Here is a 24,066-nt window from a genome sequence, read left to right on the forward strand (position 1 = left end):
TATTCTAATCTTTTGCTGTGCGTATAGTCAAAAGCGACAGTACAGATAAAATTTACTTATATCAATTTTCTTTTGCCCTTATTTCACCTCTTTGTGTTACACTTAAAGCATGAACATAAAAGATTTTGAGTATTTTTATTCTCTCACGCAGCTCCAGTCTTATACTGCTGTTGCCAATAAATTTGATATTAGTCAGCCGTCTGTTTCTTACGCTGTCAAGCGCTTAGAGGAGGAATTTAATTGTAAGCTCATTGCAGCAGATCCTTCTCATCGTACTTTTTCTTTGACAGAGCAAGGAGAGATTCTCCTAAGCCATCTCAAGCGTATACTGCCCGAGCTTTCTTCTGCCCATAAAGAAATCAATCGTTCCTTAGCGCATTATTCGACTGTTGGCTTTCCGCCGATGATTATGAATTATTTACTGTCATTTATTCCTGAAAATGATGACAAGGCTGCCCTTTTCCAAAAAATCCGCCCTATTCGCGGAGGCTCTGTCGAACTGCTTCGCCTTTTGGAAAATGGAGATTTAGATGCCAGCTTTGTTGCAACGCTTGGCCCTCTCTCACACAATGGCTTAAACTTGCAGAGGTTGTTTTCAAGTGAAGTATTTGTCGTCATGTCTAAATCCCATCCGTTAGCTAATAAAGAAATTCTCTCTTTTTCAGAATTGATTGATGAATCTTTTATCGTCTTGGACCAGCATTTCATTCACCTGAAAGCTTTTCGTGAGTTAAACCAAAAGCATCATAATAAAGCTGAAATCTTTTTTCAGACGGATGATGTTGATTTGCTGAAGCAAATGTTGAGAAAAAATATCGGCATCAGTCTCTTGGCTGATTTTGCTTTTCCAAATGATGAGGAAAAATTGGTTAAAATTCCTCTGTCTAAGGGGGATAAGATCATATTTTACGTCTATCTTGCCAGCCTAAAATCAACGATTTTAAATGAGGACGTTCTCAACTTCTTTGACTATACCACCAATCTTCTTGATGAAAAATAAAAAAACTGAATCAATTCCCCTTAGGAGAGTTATCCTAGAGGATTGGTTCAGTTTTTTTGTTTATTGATTGATATTTGTCTGATATGTTTTATCTTTTGACTCAAAAATAATTTCAATTGTTAATGGATGCGGAGGGAAAAGATAAACGAGAAAACCCTATCGCCTATCGATCTCACAAATACCTACTTCCTTCTTTAATACTGAGTTTGCTCAGCCTGTCTTTGTATTTTTCAATAAACTCCAGCACCCAGTCGGGATTGGTCTTGGAGTAATCTCGCAGAGCCCAGCCAATAGCTTTATTGATGAAAAACTCGGTCTGATCAAGATTATTAACCAAGATTTGCTCCAGCAGCTGGACATCCGTTTCTTCTTTTTGAAGCAATTGGTGTTCAATGGCAAGGCGCCGCAGCCAAAAATCTTCATCCCTGCTCCACTCCAACACAAATTTCTTTGTCTCAGGATAATGCAAACTAATATAGCCTACCGTGCGACACAAAAAGTCAATTGTGTCCCACCAAGGTTTTGTCTGCGCTAATTTCTTTATCTTTGGCAAATCGTTTGAGGTCAAAAATTTTTGTTTTAGTTGTAAATAATCCAGCACCACATATTGCATTTCACGATAGGGGTTCTCCCAAGCCTGATGGATAAATTTCCAATAAATTGCAGGGCTGCTATTTTTCTTAAAAAATACCTTGGAAAGCTTTCGTCTAATAGGTGTTTTAACTCCTAAAAATTCAAATTGATTTTTCATATATGCTCTCATATGAACAGCGTCATCGGAGTTAGCTACTTCTTTTAAATTCTGAAAAATATCTTCTGCATTCATATCATCATTCATTTTCAACACCTATATTTTTGACTAATTTGATTGGCCTTGCTGGTTTATATAAACTCTTCTGCAACCAAACTGTATCATGCCACTGACCAAACTTATAACCGATTTTTGGGAAATGAGCCACTTGCTGATAACCACGTTTTTTATGAAAAGAAATACTGGCATCATTCGGCAGAGCAATACAAGCTAGTAAATGAACAAAACCTTGCTGTTCAAGAATTTCTTCCAATTTGTCATAAAGCTGCTTCCCAATCCCTCTGCCACGATTCTCATCAGCTACATAGACCGATAGTTCAACAGCCCAGTTGTATGCCTCTCGACCATAATAAGTCGAAACATAAGCATAACCCAGAATGACTCCCTCTTCTTCAGCCACCAGATAAGGATACCTTTCCAAGGTCTTCTCAATCCGACCAGAAAATTCCTCCACCGATGGAACATCATACTCAAAAGTAATGGCTGTTTTCTCCACATAAGGCGCGTAAATAGCTACAAGAGCAGCGGCGTCGTTTTTATCTGCTAATCTGATGTTCATCCGAACGTTCCTTTCTTCTTATTACTTTCATAAAAATGAAGTATATCACCATGTATATTTTACCAAATTCAAAAAGAAAAGGCTCTCTTGAACCTTTTTCGTTTTAAAATAGTCCAATAGCAGTTCCGTCTGCTGCTACGTCCATATTGAGGGCTGCTGGGCGTTTTGGCAGACCGGGCATAGTCATAACATCACCGGTCAAGGCTACAATAAAGCTTGCACCTAGTTTTGGAACGACTTCACGGATAGTGATTTCAAAATCTTCTGGCGCTCCCAGAAGCGTTGGATTATCTGAAAAACTGTATTGGGTCTTGGCCATACAAATTGGCAACTTATCCCAGCCATTCTTGACAATTTGAGAAATTTGAGTTTTGGCTTTCTTTTCAAAATTGACTTTTGTTCCACGATAGATTTCCTTGACAATTTTCTCAATTTTTTCTTCAACTGTCAGATTATTATCATAGAGTCGAGTGTATTTGGCAGGTCTCGTTTCAATCGTTTTGACCACAACTTCCGCAAGAGCTAATCCACCGTCAGCACCATCTGCCCAGACACTAGCTAATTCCACAGGTACATCAATTTGAGCACAAAGTACTTTCAGCTCAGCAATTTCAGCTTCTGTATCAGAAACAAACTCATTAATTGCTACAACAGCTGGAATGCCAAATTTACGGATATTTTCCACATGACGTTTGAGGTTGGCAAATCCAGCCCGCACTGCTTCTACATTTTCTTCGGTCAAGGCATCCTTGGCTACACCACCGTTCATTTTCAATGCTCTGAGAGTTGCAACAATAACCACTACATCTGGAGCAGTCGGAAGATTGGGTGTTTTGATATCTAGGAATTTTTCAGCCCCTAGATCCGCACCAAATCCAGCTTCAGTCACCGTGTAGTCCGCCAAATGCAAAGCTGTTGTCGTTGCCAAAACGGAATTACAGCCGTGAGCAATATTGGCAAACGGTCCACCGTGAACAAAGGCAGGGGTTCCATAAATAGTCTGTACTAGATTGGGCTTTATAGCGTCTTTCAAGATGAGAGCAAGAGCCCCTTCTACTTCCAAATCTCGAACATAAACAGGCGTCCGATCATAACGATAACCAATAACGATATTAGCTAGACGTTCTTTCAAGTCTTCAATACTTGTCGCTAAACAGAGAATAGCCATGATTTCAGATGCAACCGTAATATCAAAACCATCTTCCCGCGGAATTCCATTAACCGGACTGCCCAGACCGACGGTCACATGCCGCAAAGCACGGTCATTCAGATCTACCACGCGCTTCCAGATAATGCGACGTTGGTCAATTCCTAGAGCATTTCCTTGATGTAAATGATTATCAATTAAAGCAGAAAGGGCATTGTTGGCAGTGGTAATCGCATGCATATCTCCCGTGAAATGCAAATTGATGTCTTCCATTGGTAGAACCTGTGCATAACCACCTCCAGCGGCTCCGCCTTTGATTCCCATTACTGGTCCAAGAGATGGTTCACGAATCGCAATCATGGTTTTCTTGCCTATTTTGTTGAGAGCGTCTGCTAAACCAATGGTAATAGTCGATTTTCCTTCGCCGGCCGGTGTTGGGTTGATGGCTGTTACCAGAATCAGCTTACCAACTGGATTCTTTTGTAATTCCTGAATCTTATTAAAAGACAATTTAGCCTTGTATTTACCGTAAAGCTCCAAATCGTCGTAATCAATTTCAACTTTCTTCACTACATCAGCAATCGGCTGCAAGTCAACACTCTGAGCAATTTCTATATCCGTTTTCATTTGGAATCCTCCAGTTTTGATAGGATTATTATACCAAAAAATAAAGAAAACAAACACTTTCAAAGCTAAACTTCTCAAAAACGTTCGGGAAAGTCTTTCCTATTTACGAATTAAGTTTTTTTGTGTAAAATTTAGTTATGAAACTATTGATTACTTCTGGCGGAACAAGCGAAAAAATTGATCAAGTTCGTTCTATTACGAATCACTCAACAGGAAGACTTGGTGCTCTTATTGTAGAGAGTTTTTTAACACAAGGTGATCAGGTCACCTTAATCACTACACAGAGTGCTGTCAAACCTACTGCTCATCCGAATTTAACCATTCAAATCATTGAAAATGTTCAGGATTTGCTAGAAACAATGCAGTCTTTGGTCAAGACTCATGATGTTTTGATTCATTCAATGGCCGTCTCTGACTATACGCCTATTTACATGACAGGTTTTGATCAAATTACTGCTTCACAGGATTTAACAGAATTTTTAAACAAGACCAATCATCAAGGCAAGATTTCATCAAAAGATGAATATCAAGTACTCTTTCTCAAGCAAACTCCAAAAATTATCAGCCAAGTAAAAAAATGGAATCCCGATATCCGTCTAATTGGTTTTAAACTCTTAGTTGATGTTTCTAAGGAAGAACTACTGTCAGTTGCTCGTGCTAGTTTCATAAAAAACAAAGCAGAAATAATTGTGGCAAATGACTTGTATGATATTTCCAATAATCAACATCATGCTTACTTAGTCAAAGAAAATTCTGTCATAGAAGCCAGCACCAAAGAGGAAATCGCTCAACAACTCGTAACACACATTCACACAAAGGACAATCTATGAAACATATTACACTAGCTGTTACAGGAAGTATCGCTGCATATAAAGCTGCCGACTTGGTCAGTCAATTGACAAAAGACGATCTAAATGTAACTGTTCTCATGTCTCAAGCAGCTATAAATTTCATTACACCACTGACTTTGCAAGTATTGTCGAAAAATTTAGTACATACAGACGTCATGGACGAGCCTGCGCCAAACAAGGTCAATCATATTGAAATTGCCAAGCAAACGGATCTTTTCTTAGTTGCACCTGCTTCTGCCAATACAATCGCTAAATTAGCCAATGGCTTTGCAGACAATATGATAACCAGTACCGCACTTGCTCTGCCATCAATAGCTAAAAAAGTGCTGGCTCCCGCTATGAATACAAAAATGTATGAAAATCCAATCACTCAAGAAAATCTATCTAAATTAGAAAAATATGGCTGGCAAATCATTCAGCCTAGAGAAACCGTCCTCGCCTGTGGTGACAAAGGAATCGGCGCACTTGCTGATATAGAAACAATTATAAAAAAAGTAAAGGAAATGATTTATGAAGAAACAATCTAATATTGCTCAAATTGCTATCTTTTTTGCGATTATGCTCGTCATTCATCTATTGAGTTCAGTAATATTTAACCTATTCCCTGTTCCGATCAAACCAACGATTGTCCACATTCCCGTTATTATTGCAAGTATTTTATATGGACCAAAGGTAGGTGCTATTTTAGGGGCGCTAATGGGTATTATTAGTCTGGTTACGAACACACTTGTTCTCTTGCCAACCAGTTACTTGTTTAGCCCGTTTGTACCTAATGGGAATATTTATTCGCTCCTCATTGCCCTCGTTCCGCGAATCTTAATCGGAGTCACTCCTTATTTTGTTTATAAATATCTTCAAAATAAGACCGGACTTATCTTAGCTGGAACAGTCGGTTCGTTGACAAATACCATATTTGTTTTAGGAGGGATTTTCCTGCTATTCTCCAAAGTGTATAACGGAAACATTCAGTTGCTGCTTGCCTCTGTCATTTCAACCAATTCTATTGCTGAAATGATTATTTCTGCGGTTTTGACAGTTACCATTATCCCAGCACTTGAAAAAGTTAGAAAATAATCACGTGAAAACGTGATTTTTTTATGAAAAAATGCTATAATGAAAACGGTTAAACAAATGCAGAAAGCTGAAAAATTGAGAAAAATGGATATGCTCGTTCCTTTATTAAATAAGCAATGATATCTCCTGTTTTCACTGATTTTTCATAAGCTTTCCTATTTTAAAAAGGAGATTTCGTAATGACTTACCAAGAAAATTTCAAAAAATGGCTTGATTTTGCAGAACTTCCAGACTATCTTCGTAAAGAATTGGATTCAATGGATGAAAAAACAAAAGAAGATGCATTTTATACTAATCTTGAATTTGGTACTGCTGGTATGCGTGGTCTGATAGGTGCTGGTACGAATCGTATCAATATTTATGTTGTTCGTCAGGCAACTGAAGGTTTAGCACGTTTGATTGACGAAAAAGGCGAAGATTTCAAAAAACGCGGTGTCGCTATCGCTTACGACTCTCGCCACTTCTCACCAGAATTCGCCTTTGAATCTGCTGCTGTTTTAGCAAAACATGGCATTAAATCTTATGTATTTGAAAGTCTCCGTCCAACACCAGAACTTTCATTTGCAGTTCGCCATTTAGGAACTTTTGCTGGAATTATGATTACTGCTAGCCACAACCCTGCTCCATTTAATGGCTATAAAGTTTATGGCGAAGATGGTGGTCAAATGCCGCCTCATGATGCTGATGCTCTAACAGCTTATATTCGTGCCATTGAAAATCCATTTACTATTGAAGTAGCTGATGTTGAAGCCGAAAAAGCATCTGGATTGATTGAAATCATCGGTGAAAACATTGATACTGAATACCTTAAAGAAGTAAAAGACGTGAATATCAATCAACAATTGATTGATGAATATGGAAAAGACATGAAAATCGTCTACACTCCGCTTCACGGTACAGGTGAAATGTTAGCACGTCGAGCATTTGCCCAAGCTGGTTTTGATTCTGTTCAGGTTGTTGAAGCTCAATGCGTGCCAGATCCAGACTTCTCCACTGTCAAATCACCAAATCCAGAAAACCAAGCTGCTTTCGCTCTTGCTGAAGAATTGGGACGTAAAGTTGGTGCGGATGTTCTTGTCGCAACGGACCCAGATGCTGACCGTGTGGGTGTTGAAGTTCTCCAAAAAGACGGTAGCTACCGCAATCTTTCAGGAAATCAAATCGGTGCGATTATGGCTAAGTATATCCTTGAAGCGCACAAGACTGCTGGAACACTTCCTGCCAATGCAGCACTTTGCAAATCCATTGTGTCTACCGATCTTGTGACCAAGATTGCTGAAAGCTACGGCGCAACCATGTTCAATGTCTTAACTGGTTTCAAATTTATCGCCGAAAAGATTCAAGAATTTGAAGAAAAACACAATCACACTTACATGATGGGCTTTGAAGAAAGCTTTGGCTACTTGATTAAACCATTTGTACGTGACAAAGATGCTATCCAAGCTGTATTAGTTGTTGCAGAATTAGCTGCCTACTACCGTTCTCGCGGCTTAACTCTTGCAGACGGAATTGAAGAAATCTACAAAGAATATGGTTATTATGCTGAAAAGACGATTTCAGTTACTTTGTCTGGTGTTGATGGCGCTGAACAAATCAAAGCTATTATGAGCAAGTTTCGTGACAATGCACCAAAAGAATTTAACGCTACTGCTATTGCCGTCACAGAAGATTTCAAAGCACAAACCGCTATCGATTCTGACGGCAATGTAACGAAATTAACAACTCCACCAAGCGATGTATTAAAATACACACTTACTGATGGTTCATGGATTGCTGTACGTCCTTCAGGAACTGAACCAAAAATCAAATTCTACATTGCTGTTGTCGGAAATTCTAGCCAAGATGCTCAAGCAAAAATTGCAAAAATTGAAGCAGAAATCAATGATTTTGTAAAATAAGCAAAAAGTAAGAAGGCTTTGATTTCTCAGTCTAACTTCTACAATATTCAAACTTCGAGTCTGGGACAAGAGTGTCTCAGACTCGAAATTGTCTTGTAACAAATGACAGATAATTGCTCAAATGCTGCTTTAAGATGGCAGACAGAGCTTTCGAAGTAGGTCTCAAGGTCTTTTCGCTTTTTAACATTTGCTCAACGTTACAGGGGAGACTATACAAAATAGCTGGGGAACATCTTATACCGGAGTCTTGAGATAAAAGGATGACAATTAAAATTTTCAGTTTCTAGTTCTGTTTTACTTCTCTTTCAATATTTTACATTTCATTTCAAATCTCTGCATTATTTTCCTATTTGTGGCATACTAGAATGAGCAAAAGAAATGAGGTTTTTTTATGGATAATTTTACGCAAGATATCAAAGATTTAGAAGTCACGACTGCAGAACGTGCTCGACAAGCCATTGCAAATAAAGAAAACGCAACTTTTTTCATTGGGCGTAAAACGTGCCCTTACTGTCGTAAATTCGCCACTACGCTAGCTAGTGTTGTCGCTGAAACCCAAGCACATATTTTCTTTATCAATAGTGAGGAACCTAGTGAACTGGAAGAGCTCCAAGCTTTCCGTTCCGAATACGGAATCCCAACTGTACCAGGTTTCCTACACATAGAGAATGGCCAAGTAGCTGTCCGTTGTGACTCTTCTATGACAGCTGAGGAAATCAAGTCATTCGCTAACTTATAAAAAAATGAAGCTGAGATAGAATCACCAACTTCACAGCATATTATAAACCAACTAGGCAGTGGCTTTTACAATCACAAAGCGAGGCAGGGAACAGATTATCCCTGCCTCTTAGCATTAATTTCCTTTTAATTTGCCTTCTTGAAAAGTTTGCCACATTTTCTGCTGAGGTTTCGCAAACGGATAGTCGGTAAAGTCTTCAGGATCCAGCCACAGAACTTGTTCCTCTTTTTGATTTTTTGTCACATTTGCTACTCGACCGTAAAGCAAACGAATCTGCCACTTGCGATGACTGAACACATGTTGAATTGTCGGAAAAGCTTGCTCCTGCCAATTCACTACCACATCATAATCCTGCTCAAAGCTTTCTTGCGGAGATAATTCAAATGCAACTTGATTTTCTGCCACTTCAAAAAAGGATAACTGTTCACCGTCCGGAAATTCTTCCACTTCAATCAAAGGAAAGTGCCAAAATCCTGACAAAAGACTGCTTGTTTCTTTTTTCTCTAAAAGAAATTCTCCTTGATTATTCTGGATAATCAAACCATACAAATAAACTGGAACTGGTTTTTTCTTAGGAGCTTTGATAGGGTATCTATCCATTGTTCCATGTAAGTAAGCAGCGCTAAATTCCCTTACTGGACTGTCATCAGGTCTAGGGTTGATAGGTGCTTCAATATCTGAGCCCAAATCCATCAAAGCTTGGTTGAAATCTCCCGGTCTTTGGGGGTCAATCAGAATTTCCATCATCGCTTGAAAAACCTTTCGGTTAGCAGGGACACCAATATCCAAATTCACCTCAAATAAACGGCTCAGGACCCGCATAACATTCCCATCAACCGCTGGCTCAGGCAAGCCAAAAGCAATACTTGCAATAGCTCCTGCTGTATAAGGACCAATTCCTTTCAGACTAGAAATCTCCTCGTAAGTGTGAGGAAACTCGCCACTAAAATCTGTCATAATCTGCTGAGCAGCCTGTTGCATATTGCGTACTCGCGAGTAGTAACCTAGCCCCTCCCAAGCTTTAAGCAAACGTTCTTCTGAAGCCATTGCTAAATCTTTGATTGTCGGAAACCAGGCTAAAAAGCGCTCATAGTAAGGAATAACCGTATCTACCCGTGTTTGCTGAAGCATAATTTCTGAAATCCAGATATGATAAGGATTACTGCTTCTCCGCCAAGGCAAATCACGTTTATTCTCATCATACCAAGCTAATAATTTTTGACGAAAGGAGGCAATTTTTTCATCCTCCCACATCTCAATTCCATATTTTTTCAAATCTAACATAACTTTAGTATATCACAAAATAAAAAGAGAACCCAGAACTTGAATTCTGGATTCTGTCTTGGCTTTCTAATAATGACCAACTGCTTGGCTGGCAGTAATCAATGTCAATTTATAGACATCATCAGCATTGCATCCACGTGAAAGGTCGTTTACTGGATGATTCAATCCTTGCAAAATAGGACCGACTGCTGAAAAGCCACCGAGACGCTCTGCCATTTTATAGCTGATGTTTCCAGCTTCAATACCAGGAAATACAAAGACAGTCGCTTGACCAGCTACATTGCTGCCTGGAGCTTTTAATTCTGCCGTTTTAGGCACAAAAGCTGCATCAAACTGTAACTCTCCGTCAATAGCTAAATCTGGTCGCATTTCTTGCGCAAGTTTCGTTGCTTCGACGACTTTATCAACCTTTTCACCAAATCCAGAACCTTTAGTTGAATAACTCAGCATCGCCACTTTAGGGTCAATGTCAAAGATTTGCGCGGTCAAGGCAGAGTTAATAGCAATTTCTGCTAATGTTTTAGCATCTGGGTCAATATTGATTGCACAATCACTGAAAACATAGCGTTCATCACCGCGAACCATGAGAAAGGCACCAGATGTGCGAGAAACCCAAGGAAGTGTTTTGATAATTTGAAGAGCTGGACGAACCGTGCTTGCTGTAGAATGAATCGCACCAGAAACCATACCTTGTACTTTACCAAGATAAACAAGCATGACACCAAAATAATTAACGTCCTCTTTCAATAATTTACGCGCTTCGTCTTCTGTGATTTTTCCTTTACGGCGTTCTACAAAAGCTGCAACCATTTCTTCAAAGCATGAATAATTTTGAGGATCAATGACTTCATAACCTTCTGTCACACCTTCAATTTCAAGATAAATACGAATTTTTTCAGGATTCCCCAATAAAACAGGTGTGATACTTGTTTCCCTTACCAAACGTTTAGTAGCTTGAAGAATACGTGGTTCTTCACCTTCTGGTAAGACAATCTTCACTTCTTTGCCTTGCAATGTTTCACGAATTGTTTCAAAAATTTTCATGTTTTACTCCTTACTTATTGCTTAATTTTTGAATGACTGTTTGAAAATCTTTCGGAAGAGGACTTGATTTATTCACAACTTCCTCATGGAATGGATTGTAAAAACGCAATGAATGACAATGAAGCGCTTGCCGCGTTATTCCGTCAGTCATGCTCCCACCATATAAATCATCTCCCAAGAGCGGAAAACCAATATAAGAAAAATGAACCCTAATCTGGTGTGTCCGTCCTGTATGAAGGTGAATATCCACGAGATAAATGTCATCATACTGCGCTAAAACTTTATAACTCGTATGAGCATATTTTCCATTTCTTGCCACACAGCGAGTAATGATACTACTATCTTCACGCGCTATGGGAGCAATAATATCTCCTTCTGGCTTTAACGGTGGCGAACCCTTGACCAAAGCATAATAATGCTTCTCAATGACTTTCTTTTGCAACTGCTTGTCCAATCTTGCATGAGCATAACCGTGCTTTGCAAACAACATCAGACCACTCGTATCACGGTCTAAACGAGTCACAATATGAATCTGCTGATTTTCATAATGATTTGCAATGTAATAAGCCTTCACAAAATTAGCCATTGTATTGGAATGATTCATGCTAGGAATACTGGCTACGCCTGCCGGCTTGTTCAAAATCAGAAAATGTTCATCTTCGTAGACAATTTCTAAATCTTTCTCTACAGCTTGCAAGCTGCCAAAACCTTCTTCTGCAGGAATATCAACGGCAACTTTGTCACCAATATCTAACAAATAAATGGCATTTTGCTTTTTGCCATTCACCTGAATATCCCCACCAGAAAACTTTATTTTTGCAAGCAAACTTTTGGAAATTTCATGTTTTTTTAGAAATGTTTTGACTTTCACATGCTCATCTGCAGTAAATTCAAACCTCATTCCTCCACCTCGCCAATAAAGGCATCTTTGACACGATTCCAAAAACTAGTATGACTCGGTGTAGCAAGAAAGTTAATCTTATGTTGATCAATTTGAAATTCAATTTTAGAAATATTGTTTATCATAAAATTTTGATTATCAATCGAAATTGCATGTCGGTCATTCCAAGTCGGCACGATTTCAATTTTATCTTTCTTAGGAACGATAATTGAGGAGCCCAAGGTCCGAAACACACGATTGTTCAAGCTTGCAACTTCTGCAATCTGAAGAGCTTCAATGGTTGGATGCAGAACAGCTCCGCCTAACGATTTATTGTAAGCTGTACTTCCTGTTGGAGTTGATACTGAAATACCATCACCACGAAAGCGCTCAAAATGCACTTGATTGATAATGATATCAGCGACCATTGTTCGTCCAGAACGCTTGACCGTCGCCTCGTTCAACGCACGTTTTATACAAATCTCATTATTTCCGTGGAAAATTTTCACATTCAAAATCGGATAAGACACCTTTGCGCCTGTATCTAATTTTAAATTATCAATTAGTTTGTCCAACTCAAAATCTCGATAATCTGTATAAAAGCCCAAATGTCCTGTGTGAACACCAACAAAGCGAACTTTGTCTAGCTGATCTTCATATTTGTGAAATGCTGACAAAAGCATACCGTCGCCACCAATGGAAATGACAATATCAGGATTATTATCATTCAAAATAAAGTGATTTTGTTTTAGTTTCTGTTTCAATTGGCGACAAATTTCTTGACTTTGCCGTCTGCGATTACTGATAATCCCTATTCTTTTACCTGTATTCTTCATCTGTATCGTCACTATTTCCTACGCCATCATTCAATTTGCGACTGATTGGGTCAAATAAAGCTTGCGCTTCTTGAATATCATCACGAATCTTCCCCATTTCTTCGTCCAATTGATAGGCGATTTTTGCTGTAATTTCCAAACGTTTCTTAATCTCATCTGGAAATTCTCCTTTATACTTATAATTCAGAGAATGTTCAATTGTTGCCCAAAAATTCATGGACAGAGTACGAATTTGAATTTCTGCTAAAATCGTTTTGCTCCCATTGATGGTATCAACGGGGTATTCAATAATAACATGGTAACTGCGATAACCACTAGCTTTACGATTTTTAATATAGTCTCTCTCTTGAATAATCCGCATATCATGACGTTTTCGCAAAACATCCAAAACTTCTTCTACATCATCCACAAATTGGACCATTACGCGCAAACCAGCTATATCTTGCATATCTTGCGCCAGATTTTCTTCTTTAATCCCACGCAAAGCCATTTTTTCTTTGATGCTTTCTATCGGTTTTACACGCCCCGTTACAAATTCAATCGGAGAATGTTTTTTTTGTTTTCGATACTGTTTACGAATCCCACGCAGTTTGATCTTTAATTCACCAACCGCTTGAATATAAGGATCCAGAAACTCTTCCCACTCTAATTGCATACACTCACCTTGTCATTTTACTTAATTTTTTATAAAATAAACACAATACTTATTATAACATAAATCGCTTTCAAACAAAAGAAAAGGATTGGAAAATGGATCATTTGGAAATTGAATACAAAACGCTTCTGACAAAAAATGAGTACCAACAGCTGTTACCACTGTTTTCAAAGATAAAAGCTACCAAGCAGATAAACTACTATATTGACACAGCCGACTTTTCAATTCGAGATGCAAAAATGGCACTTCGGATTCGTACTTTTGAAACTCGTGCCGAATTAACTTTAAAAATTCCGCAGCAGGTCGGTAATATGGAATACAATCAATCTCTCACTTTAGAAGAGTGTCACACACTCATCAATACATGTGTGCTACCTAAAGGAGAAATACGCATACTGCTGACTCACGCTGCTATCAATCTCGATGAACTAAAGGTGCTGGGGAGCTTAACAACTATTCGCTATGAAAAAGAAACCACTATTGGCTTAATGGCACTTGATGAGAATCATTATTTTGACAAAACAGACTACGAATTAGAGCTAGAAGTGACAGATGCTGAAATGGGTAAAGAACAATTTGACTACTTTTTACAAGCTCATCATATCCATTATAAATATGCAAAACCTAAAGTTGCAAGATTTGCTCAAAACTTATGAATAAAAAGCTGAAATTTTACTTATTTTTTGATAAAATGAAGTGTAGAAATCAAAAGGAGTCTTAATAAGTTATGATGGATATACTGACGGATAAATCACAGATGAAGTTGTTTGCACTAAATTCCAATCACGATATTGCCAAAAAAATCGCTAAAGCTGCTGGTGTGCCTCTTGGGAAACTTTCATCACGTCAATTTTCAGACGGAGAAATCCAAGTAAACATCGAGGAAAGTGTGCGTGGCTTTGATGTATTTATCATTCAATCAACAAGTTTTCCTGTCAATAATCATTTGATGGAACTTCTCATCATGGTGGATGCTTGCAATCGTGCCAGCGCTAATTCTGTCAATGTTGTGATGCCATATTTTGGCTATGCTCGTCAAGACCGTACAGCCGCTCCTCGCGAACCAATTACAGCCAAGCTCGTAGCGAATATGCTAGTAAAGGCAGGAGTTGATCGTGTTCTAACCCTAGATTTACATGCCGTCCAAGTTCAAGGCTTCTTTGATATCCCTGTTGATAATCTTTACACCGTTCCTCTTTTTGCCAAACATTACTGCGAAAAAGGCTTGTCTGGCGAGGATATAGTTGTGGTCAGTCCCAAAAACTCTGGTGTTAAACGTGCTAGAAGCTTAGCAGAACATTTAGATGCTCCAATTGCGATTATTGACTATGCACAAGACGATTCTCATCGTAACGAAGGATATATTATCGGAGATGTTGCTGGCAAAAAAGCTATTCTCATTGATGATATTTTAAATACCGGACGTACCTTTGCGGAAGCTTCAAAAATCGTTGAACGTGAAGGTGCAACAGAGATTTATGCAGTTTCTAGTCATGGTTTATTTGTTGAGGGAGCTGCTGAAAAGTTAGACAATGCCCCAATCAAAGAAATTCTAGTAACCGACTCAGTGGCAACCAAAGAAAAAACTCCGAAAAATGTTCAATACATTACTGCAAGTGAGCTAATCGGAGATGCAATCGTTCGTATTCATAAAAGAAAACCAGTTAGTCCTCTCTTTGCTTACAATAAAAAGAAATAAGGAGAAATCTTGATTTATTTCGATAATGCAGCAACAACTCCTATGTCAAAAGCTGCTATTACTGCTATGACACAGGTTATGGAAAATACCTTCGGCAATCCATCTAGCATTCATAGTCATGGAAGAGCTGCTAGCAAAATTCTTCGTGAAGCCCGACAAGAGCTTGCTGAACTGCTTCATACTAATAGTCAACATATCATCTTTACATCTGGTGGGACAGAAAGTAACAATACAGCCATAAAAGGATATGCCTTAGCCCATCAAGATCAAGGAAAACACATTATTACTACTGCTATTGAGCATCATTCGGTTCTTGAAACGATTGAATATCTGGTGGATAAATTTGGCTTTGAAGCTACTTATATCCAACCTAAAAATGGAGAGATTACGGCTCAACAGATAAAAGAAGCCCTTCGAGAAGATACAATACTTGTCTCAACCATGTACGCCAATAATGAAACAGGCTATATGCTTCCAGTCAAAGAAATTGCTGACGTTGTGAAACATCATCCCGCTGCTTATCATGTGGATGCTGTGCAAGTTATAGGCAAATTACCTGTCTATCCTGACGAGCTAGGAATTGACTTTATGAGTGCGTCAGCTCATAAATTTCATGGTCCAAAAGGCGTCGGCTTCTTGTACTTCAATCATGTAAAATTTGACAAATTTTTACACGGTGGAGATCAAGAGGATAAAAGACGTGCAGGAACTGAGAATTTAGCGGCTATTGCCGGTATGGTTGCGGCTCTAAAAGAGAGCCTCAATTGCTACCAAGAAAACATGGAACATGTTGAAAGTTTGAAACAGCAACTTCTCTCTGAACTTGACGGAATCCATTACTATATAAATAATGATTCTCATACACTCCCCTATGTAATAAATCTCGGCTTTCCTAGACAAGCAAATGATTTACTGCTCATGCGTTTAGACTTGGCTGGAATTTCTATCTCAACTGGCTCTGCTTGTACAGCAGGAACGGTTGAGCCAAGTCATGTGCTTAAAGCTTTTTATGGTAGCGACTCAAAGCGTTTAAGAGAATCTATTCGCATTAGCTTTTCAGAACAAAATACTTCAGAAGAAGTTCGACAATTTACTACGATATTAAAAAGAAATCTTAGGAGGATAAAATAGATGGCTTTTCAGACCACTATTCACTTAAAAGACTGCCCCTACAGTTACTCTCTTGGAGAAAATGTAAAAAAATTTACTTTGCGTGATAACACATTTGCCGAAACAAAAGTCGGAAATTACGAATTGACACGCTTATTAGAAAATGTTCCCAATAGTGAAAACGGCTTTTTGTTGAAAATCATTATCAACAAAAACCTTTCAGGTGCAAAAATCAACATCACAGACAAATCTGGCCTTCGGTTAGTGAATATTTTTAAATCAGAAGACAATCACATCATTCAAGAAAAGTTTTATTTCTTAATGGATAGCTTGGTAGAACGTGGTATTTTCACTGAACAAGAACAATAAACAAATAGCTTAAAAACTCATTTTTAAATCATCAGTAAAACAATAAAGAGTAGGAAACAAACCAAAAATCTTTGATTTTGTTCTACTCCTTTTCTATTTTTGTCAAATAAGTTGATTTTTTCACAAACTTTCTATAAAATAGTCTTTGAAAGGATGTGATTTTGTGAAATCTGAAAAAAATACAACCATTCCACGAGCAACTGCTAAAAGGCTCTCTCTGTATTATCGGATTTTCAAACGATTTAATTCCGAAAAAATTGATAAAGCCAATTCAAAACAAATCGCAGATGCGATCGAGATTGATTCTGCAACTGTCCGTCGAGATTTTTCTTATTTTGGCGAATTAGGTCGTCGTGGATATGGTTACGATGTAAAAAAACTCATGAATTTTTTTGCTGACTTACTTCATGACAATTCCATTACCAATGTGATGTTAGTTGGTATCGGTAACATGGGACATGCTTTGCTCCACTACCGTTTCCACGAACGGAACAAAATGAAGATTGTTATGGCATTTGATACAGATGATCATCCTGAAGTTGGGACTACTACAAATGACGGAATTCCTATTTATGGCATTTCACAAATCAATAACAAATTAAAAGGTGTGGATGTTAAAACAGCTATTTTAACAGTTCCTAGTGCAAAAGCGCAAGAAGTTGCAACTGTTCTTGTGGAAGCTGGTGTAAAAGGTATTCTCAGTTTTTCTCCTGTTCACTTAACCGTTCCAAAAGATGTTGTCGTTCAATATGTTGATTTGACAAGTGAGCTACAAACACTCCTTTATTTTATGAAAAAAGAGCATTAAGCAATTAGAAAGAGCAGACATTTATTTATGAAGAAACCTATTATCGGCATTACTGGAAATGAAAGATCAAACCCTGAAGATGAATTTGCCATCATGAGTTATGCTGCTAAAGGATTTGTGGAAGGCGTAAAAGAAGTTGGTGGAACTCCCATCATATTGCCGATTGGAGATGCAGATATGGCACAGCGCTACATCCAGATGATTGACAAACTTATCCTAACGGGTGGGCAAAATGTATCACCACAATTCTATGGCGAAGAAAAAACAATTGACAGTGATGATTACCATTTGGAGCGTGATTTGTTTGAATTAGCCTTAATCCATGAAGCTATCCAGCAACAAAAACCAATTTTTACCGTTTGCCGCGGTACGCAATTGTTTAATGTTGCAATGGGCGGAACTCTTTATCAAGATATTGAGCACCATTGGCAAGACAGTTCTGCTGAATATACTACTCAAAAACTAGTCACTAAATCCGGTTCTGTTTTGGAAAAAATTTACGGCGAAGTATCTCATATCAACTCTTTCCATCATCAGAGTATCAAAGATTTAGCAGAAAATGTCGAAGTCATTGCCCGTGATCCGAAAGACAACACCATTGAAGCCATTACAACAACTGATGAAATCGCTTATCTGGGAGTCCAGTGGCATCCAGAATTCTTATTTGAAACACGCCCTAAAGATCGAATGCTATTTGACTATGTTGTCAATAGACTTTAAATCAAGTCTGTTTCTTCGCGATAACTATAATAATCTTTCTCTGCGACGATGAGATGATCCAGTAAGATGAAGCCCATTAGCTTACACGCTTCTTTTACATGTTTGGTCACTTCATCGTCATTTTTGCTTGGCAGTACAGCTCCTGATGGATGATTATGCACCAAAATAATGGATGTCGCCATGTGTTTCACAGCATAATGCAGAATTTCTCGTGGTTCTGCAATACTGCGTGATACACTACCAATAAAAATCGTCTGTTGATGAATGATTTTGTTTTGAGTATTCAAATATAAAGTTACAAGGTGTTCCTGCTTCTTATGCCCCAATTCCTGTTGCATTTTTTTCGCTAACTTTTGACTACCTAAAATTTGCTCTTGCATAATCAATTCTGCCTTACTGACTCGCTGGCCTAATTCAATCATGGCTTGCAATTCAATAGCTTTGATACGACCAATTCCAGAGATTGATTGCAATTATTGTAGCGTCATATTGCGCAAGTCATTCAAACTAGAAATAGTTGATAAAATCCGTTGAGAAACTTGAAAAACAGTTTCTTTTTTATTGCCTGTGCGGATAAGAATGGATAACAATTCTTGATTGCTCAATTGTTCTGCACCTTCTGCGACTAAACGTTCCCTTGGCAACAAAGAATCTTCCTGAAATGAAATACTATACATAAAAAACCTCCTCATATCCTTATTCGGAAAAAGAAGAGGAAAATAAAAAATCTGAGAAATGATTCTCAAATTTTTTAAGTTAGTATTTACATTTCAACAATTTTGCCTGTTTCAAAATAAACAACCCATTCACAAATATTTTTGGCATAATCACCAATACGTTCTAAAAACGAAATTACTTGGAAGTAATCACGACCCGTGACGATCAAATCAGGATTAGCCTTAATTTCTTGTGTAGCTAAATCGCGAATATCATCAAAATACTGATTGATTTTCTCATCCATAGCTGCTATTTCGTAAGCCTTGTCCACATCGCCATTAAGGTAAAGATCAAGTGCTGCTTCCACAAAATTTTTGACATCGCGTCCCATTTTGCTGATTTCTTCCTCAACAGACTGGATGCGAACTTCTCCTTTCATGCGAATCGTTGCCTGTGCAATGGAAACAGCGTGGTCGCCCATTCTTTCCACATCACTACTAGCCTTCAAAACTGTAATAACGGTTCGTAAGTCTTGCGAAACAGGCTGCTGCAAAGCAATGATTTCCAGAGATTTTTTCTCCAACTTTACTTCATATTCATTCACTTCTGCATCTTCTTCGATTACTTCTTTTGCTAATTCACGGTCGTGGGTCACAAATGCACGAACTGTGCGATTAATCTGTGACAAAACTTCATTTCCCATTGCATAAAATTGGTTATGGAGTTTTGCTAAGTCTTCTTCAAATTGTACTCTAAGCATAAATTTTCCTTTCCTAAGATCTAAAGAATTTTATACGAAAATCCATCTTTTTACATAATTCTTGTCTACAAGTATATGTTCATTTTATATATAAATATATAGAGGATCAGTAGTCGCCAAAACATTGGAATAGCCACAATATTGTAGTGAGCAATTACAATCTCTAACCAAACTTGCCTGTGATATAATCTTCCGTTTCCTTATGAATCGGACTGAGGAACATCTCTTTCGTGGCATTAAACTCAATTAAATCGCCATTTAGGAAGAAAACAGTCTTGTCCGAAATACGACTAGCCTGTTGCATTGAGCGGGTCACGAGTAACATTGTATATTGATCTTTCAGCCCATGAAGTGTTTCTTCAATTTTTCCTGCAGAAATGGGATCAAGTGCCGACGTTGGCTCATCTAAAAGAATGATTTTCGGACTCGTTGCTAAAACGCGAGCCACACAAACACGTTGTTGCTGACCGCCTGACAAGCCAATCGCTGAGTCATGTAAACGATCTTTTACTTCATCCCAAATGGATGCTCCCTTTAGTGAAGTTTCAACAACTTCATCTAACACTTCTTTGTCCTTGACACCATTGATCCGCAAACCATAAACAACATTTTCATAAATCGTCATTGGAAATGGATTGGGCTGTTGAAAAACCATTCCAATTTCTTTGCGAAGCTCTACCGTATCTGTCCGTGGGCTGTAAATATTGTGCCCGTTATAAATTACAGTACCTGTCGTTGTCACCTCTGGATTTAAATCTCCCATGCGATTGATTGCCTTTAAAAGGGTTGATTTTCCTGACCCAGAAGGACCAATCAAAGCGGTAATCTCCTGCGGTAGTATATCTAATGATACACTATTGAGAGCTTTCTTTTTATTATAATAAACCGACAAGTCCTTGATTTGTAAAATAGGTTCTGTCATTCTGATAGTCCTTTAATAAATTCTAATTAATCAGCAATTTTCTTAGCCAAAATGACCAGAAACATAGTCATTCGTAGACTGCAACTTAGCATTTTGGAAAATATTGGCTGTTTCATCATATTCGATTAAATCACCAAGATAGAAGAAACCAGTATAATCGCTTGCACGCGCCGCTTGCTGCATGCTGTGGGTCACGATGATAATTGTATAGTTCTTCTTCAATTCTAACATCGTTTCTTCTAACTGTGCTGTTGCGATTGGATCAAGTGCAGAAGCAGGTTCATCCATTAGAAGTATTTCTGGCTTCACGGAAATGGCTCTGGCAATGCAGAGACGTTGCTGCTGACCGCCTGATAACATCAAAGCAGATTTATGAAGGTCATCCTTTACTTGTTCCCACAGAGCCGCTTGTTTTAGAGATGTTTCTACAATTTCATCTAAGATTTTCTTATCCTTAACACCGGCACGTTCATGCGCAAAGGTGATATTGCGGTAAACAGATTTGGCAAAAGGATTTGGTCTTTGAAAGACCATTCCGATATGCTTCCGCATTTCATAGACATTGATATCTGGGCGGTTAATGTCAATACCTTCATACCAGATCTCACCAGTAACCTTAGCAATGTCAATCGTATCATTCATCCGATTCAAGCTGCGAAGATAGGTTGACTTACCAGAACCTGAAGGCCCGATAAGAGCTGTAATTTTATTTTTCTTGAACTGCATATCAACCCCTTTAATGGATTCGTTTTTACCATAGTAAACGTGCAAATCCTTCGTTGATAAAACAACCTCTTCCTCAGGAAAAGTAACAATATGTTTTTCATTCCAGTTATATTCTGTCATTTCTTCTCCTTTTAGGCAGATGTTAATTTCTTATGCAGATAACCTCCGAGCTTACGAGCTCCAAGGTTAAAGATCAAAATAAAGATAAGAAGTACTGCTGCTGACCCAGCTGACACTTCTACTGCATCAGGAATCGTTCCTTCACTATTGACTTTCCAAATATGAACAGCCAAAGTTTCAGCTTGACGGAAAACAGAAATTGGACTAGTTACACTGAAAATATTCCAATTTGACCAGTCAAGTGCTGGGGCAGACTGACCTGCTGTATAGATAAGCGCAGCAGCTTCCCCAAAAATACGACCAGAAGCTAGGACAATCCCCGTCACAATACTTGGTAACGCTTCTGGAACAACGACATGGACAATCGTTTCCCAGCGAGAGATGCCAAGAGCAAGTCCAGCCTCACGCTGTGTATGATGCACATGCTGTAAGCTGTCTTCGACACTACGTGTCATTTGTGGCAGATTAAATACAGTCAAAGCCAAAGCACCAGAAATGATTGAAAAACCATATTGAAATTGAATAACAAAAATCAAATATCCAAAGAGACCGACAACAACGGACGGCAGGGATGATAAAATTTCAATACAGGTTCTGACAAAATCTGTTACCGGACCTTTTTGGGCATACTCAGATAAGTAAATCCCTGCTCCCATTGATAAAGGAATGGAAATGATTAAGGTGATAACTAACAGAAACAATGAATTATAGAGCTGAATTCCAATTCCGCCGCCTGCTTGATATGAAGACGATTGACCAGTCAAGAATTTCCACGAAACATGAGGTAAGCCCCTTACTAAGATATACAAAATCAAGGAAGCAAGAATAGCAACAATGATTCCTGCAATGGTATAGAGGGCGCCTGTTGCTAATTTATCCATTTTTTTAGCGTGCATAGTTCTTCTTACCTCTTTCCTTTGTAATCAATTTAATCACAGTATTGAAGGCTAAACTCATCAAAAGCAGAACCAGAGCAAGCGACCACAGAACGTTATTATTAACAGTTCCCATAACGGTATTTCCAATTCCCATTGTTAAAATAGAAGTCAAGGTTGCAGCAGGTGTTGTCAGAGAAGTTGGGATAACCGCTGAATTTCCGACAACCATTTGAATCGCCAAAGCTTCACCAAAGGCACGAGCCATTCCAAAGACAATAGCTGTAAAAATACCTGAGCGAGCTGCTTTTAGCGTCACACGCCAAATCGTTTGCCAACGAGTCGCTCCCATTGCCATACTAGCTTCTCGATAATGCCGCGGTACAGCACGTAGGCTATCTGTTGTCATAAAGGTCACCGTTGGTAAAATCATGACAAAGAGAACAAAAATCCCTGACAAGATTCCAAAACCTGTTCCACCAAAGATACTGCGAACAAAGGGAACAACTACCTGTAATCCAATAAATCCATACACAACTGATGGAATTCCGACTAGAAGTTCAATCGCTGGTTGCAGAATTTTTGAGCCTTTAGGGGAAACCTCCGTCATAAAAACAGCTGCTCCAATTGCAAATGGTGTTGCCAATAAAGCTGATAGGAGAGTTACGAGGAAAGAGCCCAGAATCATTGGTAAAGCACCGAATTCCTTACCGGATGGATTCCACCTTGCTCCAAAAAGAAAACTGAAGATGTTTACTTTATTAACAAAGAAAGTCGAAAGTCCTTTCTCCGCTACAAATAATAAAATCATTGCGACGACAAAAACAATTAAACTCATGCAAAGAAAAGTAATGGTTTTTCCAAATGTTTCTAAACGAGAGTTTTTTGACTTTGTCAGCATTTTTTTTGCTACTTCGTTCATGTTATTCCTAAATTCTTTCTTTTACTTTGAGCTGATAGTTCCGTCAAGACTACGAGTAACCTTCATATCGTTAATCGGAATGTAGCCCATTTTACCAACAATATTATTTTGGACTTCTGCTGTCATCATGTACTCTAGAAATTTTTTAGCTAATTTGTTAGGTTCTCCCTTAGTATACATGTGCTCATAAGACCAAATAGGCCAGTTGTTCGTCGTCACATTCTTCTTCGTTGGCTTGTAGCCATTCAAGTTTAAACTTTTCACACTAGTATCAACATAAGAAAAAGCTAAATAAGAAATGGCACCTGGAGTTTGCGAAACAATCGTTTTGACCATTCCGTTAGAATCTTGCTCTTGCGCTTGCTTAGCTTCTTTGCCATTCATAATAACACTATCAAAAACTGCTCGACTACCAGAACCAACGGCACGGTTGATGATGGTAATTTCCAAATCTTGACCACCAACTTGCTTCCAATTGGTGTATTCTCCGGTAAAAATTTTACGTAGCTGCTCTGTGGTTAAGTTGTTTACTTTAATGCCTTTATTTGCTATGATAGCGGTACCTGCAACAGCGACCTGATGATCAACTAAAGCCTTCGCATTGATACCACTTTTTTCTTCTGCAAATAAATCGCTATTTCCAATATCTACTGCACCAGATTGGACTTGTGATAATCCTGTTCCCGATCCTCCACCTTGCACATTTACAATTTTTTTCGGATTTTCTTCGGTGTATTTGTCCACGACTGCTTCAACCAACGGTTGTAGAGCTGTTGAGCCAACTGCTGTTATCGCCTCACCGCGGTTAATCCAGGAAGAACAAGCTGAAAGACCGATGCTGCAAATCACGAGAGTGACTGCCCAAAGTATTTTTTTGTGTTTAATCACATGAAACTCCTTTTCAGATGTGAAAACATTTTCATTCTAAGATTTCCCTAATCTTTTCACATCTAATCTCACTATAACATATCTT

At 38.4% G+C, this 24,066-nt stretch carries 26 protein-coding genes and 1 pseudogene; 12 read left to right on the forward strand and 15 right to left on the reverse strand.

Going from position 1 to position 24,066, the window contains the following annotated elements:
• Positions 1 to 109 precede the first annotated feature (109 nt).
• Positions 110 to 1,000: a LysR family transcriptional regulator gene (locus ABKA15_RS05095; protein ID WP_049512234.1), complete on the forward strand. Its 891-nt coding sequence runs from the start codon at positions 110 to 112 to the stop codon at positions 998 to 1,000.
• Between the two features lie 172 nt (positions 1,001 to 1,172).
• Here ABKA15_RS05095 and ABKA15_RS05100 read toward each other — a convergent pair whose 3' ends face one another.
• From ABKA15_RS05100 to ABKA15_RS05110, 3 genes are all read right to left on the reverse strand, one after another.
• Complete coding sequence (locus tag ABKA15_RS05100; protein ID WP_049512294.1) at positions 1,173 to 1,826, reverse strand: DNA alkylation repair protein; 654 nt, start codon at positions 1,824 to 1,826, stop codon at positions 1,173 to 1,175.
• 4 nt (positions 1,827 to 1,830) lie between these two features.
• On the reverse strand, positions 1,831 to 2,370 hold the full coding sequence (locus tag ABKA15_RS05105; RefSeq protein ID WP_049512231.1) for a GNAT family N-acetyltransferase: 540 nt from the start codon (positions 2,368 to 2,370) through the stop codon (positions 1,831 to 1,833).
• Between the two features lie 103 nt (positions 2,371 to 2,473).
• A complete protein-coding gene (locus tag ABKA15_RS05110) occupies positions 2,474 to 4,144 on the reverse strand; it encodes a formate--tetrahydrofolate ligase (protein WP_350015316.1) in 1,671 nt (556 codons plus the stop codon).
• 137 nt (positions 4,145 to 4,281) lie between these two features.
• Here ABKA15_RS05110 and ABKA15_RS05115 point away from each other — a divergent pair, with 137 nt between their 5' ends.
• The 5 genes from ABKA15_RS05115 to ABKA15_RS05135 all read left to right on the forward strand — a co-directional run bounded on the left by ABKA15_RS05115 (position 4,282) and on the right by ABKA15_RS05135 (position 8,706).
• Positions 4,282 to 4,974, forward strand: a complete 693-nt coding sequence (locus ABKA15_RS05115; protein ID WP_049512229.1) for a phosphopantothenate--cysteine ligase — start codon at positions 4,282 to 4,284, stop codon at positions 4,972 to 4,974.
• Entirely contained in the window at positions 4,971 to 5,522 is a 552-nt protein-coding gene (gene coaC / locus ABKA15_RS05120) for a phosphopantothenoylcysteine decarboxylase (RefSeq protein ID WP_049512227.1), read from the forward strand. The genes ABKA15_RS05115 and coaC overlap by 4 nt, the downstream gene beginning before the upstream one ends.
• Entirely contained in the window at positions 5,506 to 6,069 is a 564-nt protein-coding gene (locus tag ABKA15_RS05125) for an ECF transporter S component (RefSeq protein ID WP_049512226.1), read from the forward strand. Before coaC ends, ABKA15_RS05125 begins: the two co-directional genes overlap by 17 nt.
• Positions 6,070 to 6,248: 179 nt before the next feature.
• On the forward strand, positions 6,249 to 7,967 hold the full coding sequence (locus ABKA15_RS05130) for a phospho-sugar mutase (RefSeq protein ID WP_049512224.1): 1,719 nt from the start codon (positions 6,249 to 6,251) through the stop codon (positions 7,965 to 7,967).
• A 391-nt stretch (positions 7,968 to 8,358) separates the two neighbouring features.
• Positions 8,359 to 8,706, forward strand: coding sequence for a thiol reductase thioredoxin (locus ABKA15_RS05135; RefSeq protein WP_049512222.1), 348 nt, complete (start codon positions 8,359 to 8,361; stop codon positions 8,704 to 8,706).
• A gap of 114 nt (positions 8,707 to 8,820) precedes the next feature.
• Here the strand turns inward: ABKA15_RS05135 and mutY are convergent, their stop codons facing one another.
• The 5 genes from mutY to ABKA15_RS05160 form a co-directional block, all read right to left on the reverse strand.
• The gene (gene mutY / locus ABKA15_RS05140) at positions 8,821 to 9,990 is read right to left on the reverse strand and encodes an A/G-specific adenine glycosylase (protein WP_049512220.1); all 1,170 of its coding nucleotides are present in this window, start codon (positions 9,988 to 9,990) and stop codon (positions 8,821 to 8,823) included.
• 66 nt (positions 9,991 to 10,056) lie between these two features.
• Positions 10,057 to 11,034 (reverse strand): phosphate acetyltransferase, encoded by a 978-nt coding sequence (gene pta / locus ABKA15_RS05145; RefSeq protein ID WP_049512219.1) that lies wholly within the window; start codon positions 11,032 to 11,034, stop codon positions 10,057 to 10,059.
• A 10-nt stretch (positions 11,035 to 11,044) separates the two neighbouring features.
• Complete coding sequence (locus tag ABKA15_RS05150; protein WP_049512218.1) at positions 11,045 to 11,935, reverse strand: RluA family pseudouridine synthase; 891 nt, start codon at positions 11,933 to 11,935, stop codon at positions 11,045 to 11,047.
• Entirely contained in the window at positions 11,932 to 12,750 is an 819-nt protein-coding gene (locus ABKA15_RS05155; RefSeq protein ID WP_049512216.1) for an NAD kinase, read from the reverse strand. The genes ABKA15_RS05150 and ABKA15_RS05155 overlap by 4 nt, the downstream gene beginning before the upstream one ends.
• Positions 12,734 to 13,405, reverse strand: coding sequence for a GTP pyrophosphokinase family protein (locus ABKA15_RS05160; RefSeq protein WP_049512214.1), 672 nt, complete (start codon positions 13,403 to 13,405; stop codon positions 12,734 to 12,736). Before ABKA15_RS05160 ends, ABKA15_RS05155 begins: the two co-directional genes overlap by 17 nt.
• 95 nt (positions 13,406 to 13,500) lie before the next feature.
• Here ABKA15_RS05160 and ABKA15_RS05165 point away from each other — a divergent pair, with 95 nt between their 5' ends.
• From ABKA15_RS05165 to ABKA15_RS05190, 6 genes are all read left to right on the forward strand, one after another.
• Positions 13,501 to 14,061, forward strand: coding sequence for a CYTH domain-containing protein (locus ABKA15_RS05165; RefSeq protein ID WP_049512213.1), 561 nt, complete (start codon positions 13,501 to 13,503; stop codon positions 14,059 to 14,061).
• Between the two features lie 83 nt (positions 14,062 to 14,144).
• Entirely contained in the window at positions 14,145 to 15,104 is a 960-nt protein-coding gene (locus tag ABKA15_RS05170) for a ribose-phosphate diphosphokinase (RefSeq protein ID WP_152907018.1), read from the forward strand.
• Between the two features lie 9 nt (positions 15,105 to 15,113).
• On the forward strand, positions 15,114 to 16,235 hold the full coding sequence (locus tag ABKA15_RS05175) for a cysteine desulfurase family protein (RefSeq protein WP_049512207.1): 1,122 nt from the start codon (positions 15,114 to 15,116) through the stop codon (positions 16,233 to 16,235).
• Positions 16,236 to 16,583, forward strand: coding sequence for a DUF1831 domain-containing protein (locus ABKA15_RS05180; protein WP_049512204.1), 348 nt, complete (start codon positions 16,236 to 16,238; stop codon positions 16,581 to 16,583).
• Between the two features lie 163 nt (positions 16,584 to 16,746).
• Positions 16,747 to 17,391 carry a redox-sensing transcriptional repressor Rex gene (locus ABKA15_RS05185; RefSeq protein WP_049512202.1) on the forward strand — a complete coding sequence of 215 codons (645 nt, stop codon included), beginning with the start codon at positions 16,747 to 16,749 and terminating at the stop codon, positions 17,389 to 17,391.
• Between the two features lie 27 nt (positions 17,392 to 17,418).
• The gene (locus ABKA15_RS05190) at positions 17,419 to 18,111 is read left to right on the forward strand and encodes a gamma-glutamyl-gamma-aminobutyrate hydrolase family protein (RefSeq protein WP_049512200.1); all 693 of its coding nucleotides are present in this window, start codon (positions 17,419 to 17,421) and stop codon (positions 18,109 to 18,111) included.
• Here ABKA15_RS05190 and radC read toward each other — a convergent pair.
• The 7 genes and pseudogenes from radC to ABKA15_RS05225 form a co-directional block, all read right to left on the reverse strand.
• A pseudogene (gene radC, locus ABKA15_RS05195) lies at positions 18,108 to 18,788 on the reverse strand (DNA repair protein RadC). The gene ABKA15_RS05190 and the pseudogene radC overlap by 4 nt on opposite strands.
• Before the next feature lie 86 nt (positions 18,789 to 18,874).
• Positions 18,875 to 19,528, reverse strand: coding sequence for a phosphate signaling complex protein PhoU (gene phoU / locus ABKA15_RS05200; protein WP_049512195.1), 654 nt, complete (start codon positions 19,526 to 19,528; stop codon positions 18,875 to 18,877).
• Between the two features lie 163 nt (positions 19,529 to 19,691).
• Positions 19,692 to 20,450, reverse strand: coding sequence for a phosphate ABC transporter ATP-binding protein PstB (gene pstB, locus ABKA15_RS05205; protein ID WP_049512193.1), 759 nt, complete (start codon positions 20,448 to 20,450; stop codon positions 19,692 to 19,694).
• A gap of 42 nt (positions 20,451 to 20,492) precedes the next feature.
• A complete protein-coding gene (pstB, locus tag ABKA15_RS05210) occupies positions 20,493 to 21,296 on the reverse strand; it encodes a phosphate ABC transporter ATP-binding protein PstB (RefSeq protein ID WP_003024159.1) in 804 nt (267 codons plus the stop codon).
• 11 nt (positions 21,297 to 21,307) lie between these two features.
• A complete protein-coding gene (gene pstA, locus ABKA15_RS05215; protein ID WP_049512191.1) occupies positions 21,308 to 22,192 on the reverse strand; it encodes a phosphate ABC transporter permease PstA in 885 nt (294 codons plus the stop codon).
• Positions 22,182 to 23,093, reverse strand: coding sequence for a phosphate ABC transporter permease subunit PstC (gene pstC / locus ABKA15_RS05220; RefSeq protein WP_049512189.1), 912 nt, complete (start codon positions 23,091 to 23,093; stop codon positions 22,182 to 22,184). The genes pstA and pstC overlap by 11 nt, the downstream gene beginning before the upstream one ends.
• A 21-nt stretch (positions 23,094 to 23,114) precedes the next feature.
• Positions 23,115 to 23,981 carry a phosphate ABC transporter substrate-binding protein PstS family protein gene (locus ABKA15_RS05225; protein WP_049512186.1) on the reverse strand — a complete coding sequence of 289 codons (867 nt, stop codon included), beginning with the start codon at positions 23,979 to 23,981 and terminating at the stop codon, positions 23,115 to 23,117.
• Positions 23,982 to 24,066: the final 85 nt, after the last annotated feature.

Origin of the sequence: Streptococcus sp. KHUD_010 (assembly GCF_040207525.1) — a bacterium.
Classification (GTDB): domain Bacteria; phylum Bacillota; class Bacilli; order Lactobacillales; family Streptococcaceae; genus Streptococcus; species Streptococcus hominis.

Bases quoted from the DNA above. Each gene is read 5' to 3' on its own strand.
- ABKA15_RS05095 (WP_049512234.1), top strand. From the start codon at position 110: ATGAACATAAAAGATTTTGAGTATTTTTATTCTCTCACGCAGCTCCAG.
- ABKA15_RS05100 (WP_049512294.1), bottom strand. From the start codon at position 1,826: ATGAATGCAGAAGATATTTTTCAGAATTTAAAAGAAGTAGCTAACTCC.
- ABKA15_RS05105 (WP_049512231.1), bottom strand. From the start codon at position 2,370: ATGAACATCAGATTAGCAGATAAAAACGACGCCGCTGCTCTTGTAGCT.
- ABKA15_RS05110 (WP_350015316.1), bottom strand. From the start codon at position 4,144: ATGAAAACGGATATAGAAATTGCTCAGAGTGTTGACTTGCAGCCGATT.
- ABKA15_RS05115 (WP_049512229.1), top strand. From the start codon at position 4,282: ATGAAACTATTGATTACTTCTGGCGGAACAAGCGAAAAAATTGATCAA.
- coaC (WP_049512227.1), top strand. From the start codon at position 4,971: ATGAAACATATTACACTAGCTGTTACAGGAAGTATCGCTGCATATAAA.
- ABKA15_RS05125 (WP_049512226.1), top strand. From the start codon at position 5,506: ATGAAGAAACAATCTAATATTGCTCAAATTGCTATCTTTTTTGCGATT.
- ABKA15_RS05130 (WP_049512224.1), top strand. From the start codon at position 6,249: ATGACTTACCAAGAAAATTTCAAAAAATGGCTTGATTTTGCAGAACTT.
- ABKA15_RS05135 (WP_049512222.1), top strand. From the start codon at position 8,359: ATGGATAATTTTACGCAAGATATCAAAGATTTAGAAGTCACGACTGCA.
- mutY (WP_049512220.1), bottom strand. From the start codon at position 9,990: ATGTTAGATTTGAAAAAATATGGAATTGAGATGTGGGAGGATGAAAAA.
- pta (WP_049512219.1), bottom strand. From the start codon at position 11,034: ATGAAAATTTTTGAAACAATTCGTGAAACATTGCAAGGCAAAGAAGTG.
- ABKA15_RS05150 (WP_049512218.1), bottom strand. From the start codon at position 11,935: ATGAGGTTTGAATTTACTGCAGATGAGCATGTGAAAGTCAAAACATTT.
- ABKA15_RS05155 (WP_049512216.1), bottom strand. From the start codon at position 12,750: ATGAAGAATACAGGTAAAAGAATAGGGATTATCAGTAATCGCAGACGG.
- ABKA15_RS05160 (WP_049512214.1), bottom strand. From the start codon at position 13,405: ATGCAATTAGAGTGGGAAGAGTTTCTGGATCCTTATATTCAAGCGGTT.
- ABKA15_RS05165 (WP_049512213.1), top strand. From the start codon at position 13,501: ATGGATCATTTGGAAATTGAATACAAAACGCTTCTGACAAAAAATGAG.
- ABKA15_RS05180 (WP_049512204.1), top strand. From the start codon at position 16,236: ATGGCTTTTCAGACCACTATTCACTTAAAAGACTGCCCCTACAGTTAC.
- ABKA15_RS05190 (WP_049512200.1), top strand. From the start codon at position 17,419: ATGAAGAAACCTATTATCGGCATTACTGGAAATGAAAGATCAAACCCT.
- phoU (WP_049512195.1), bottom strand. From the start codon at position 19,528: ATGCTTAGAGTACAATTTGAAGAAGACTTAGCAAAACTCCATAACCAA.
- pstB (WP_049512193.1), bottom strand. From the start codon at position 20,450: ATGACAGAACCTATTTTACAAATCAAGGACTTGTCGGTTTATTATAAT.
- pstB (WP_003024159.1), bottom strand. From the start codon at position 21,296: ATGACAGAATATAACTGGAATGAAAAACATATTGTTACTTTTCCTGAG.
- pstA (WP_049512191.1), bottom strand. From the start codon at position 22,192: ATGCACGCTAAAAAAATGGATAAATTAGCAACAGGCGCCCTCTATACC.
- pstC (WP_049512189.1), bottom strand. From the start codon at position 23,093: ATGAACGAAGTAGCAAAAAAAATGCTGACAAAGTCAAAAAACTCTCGT.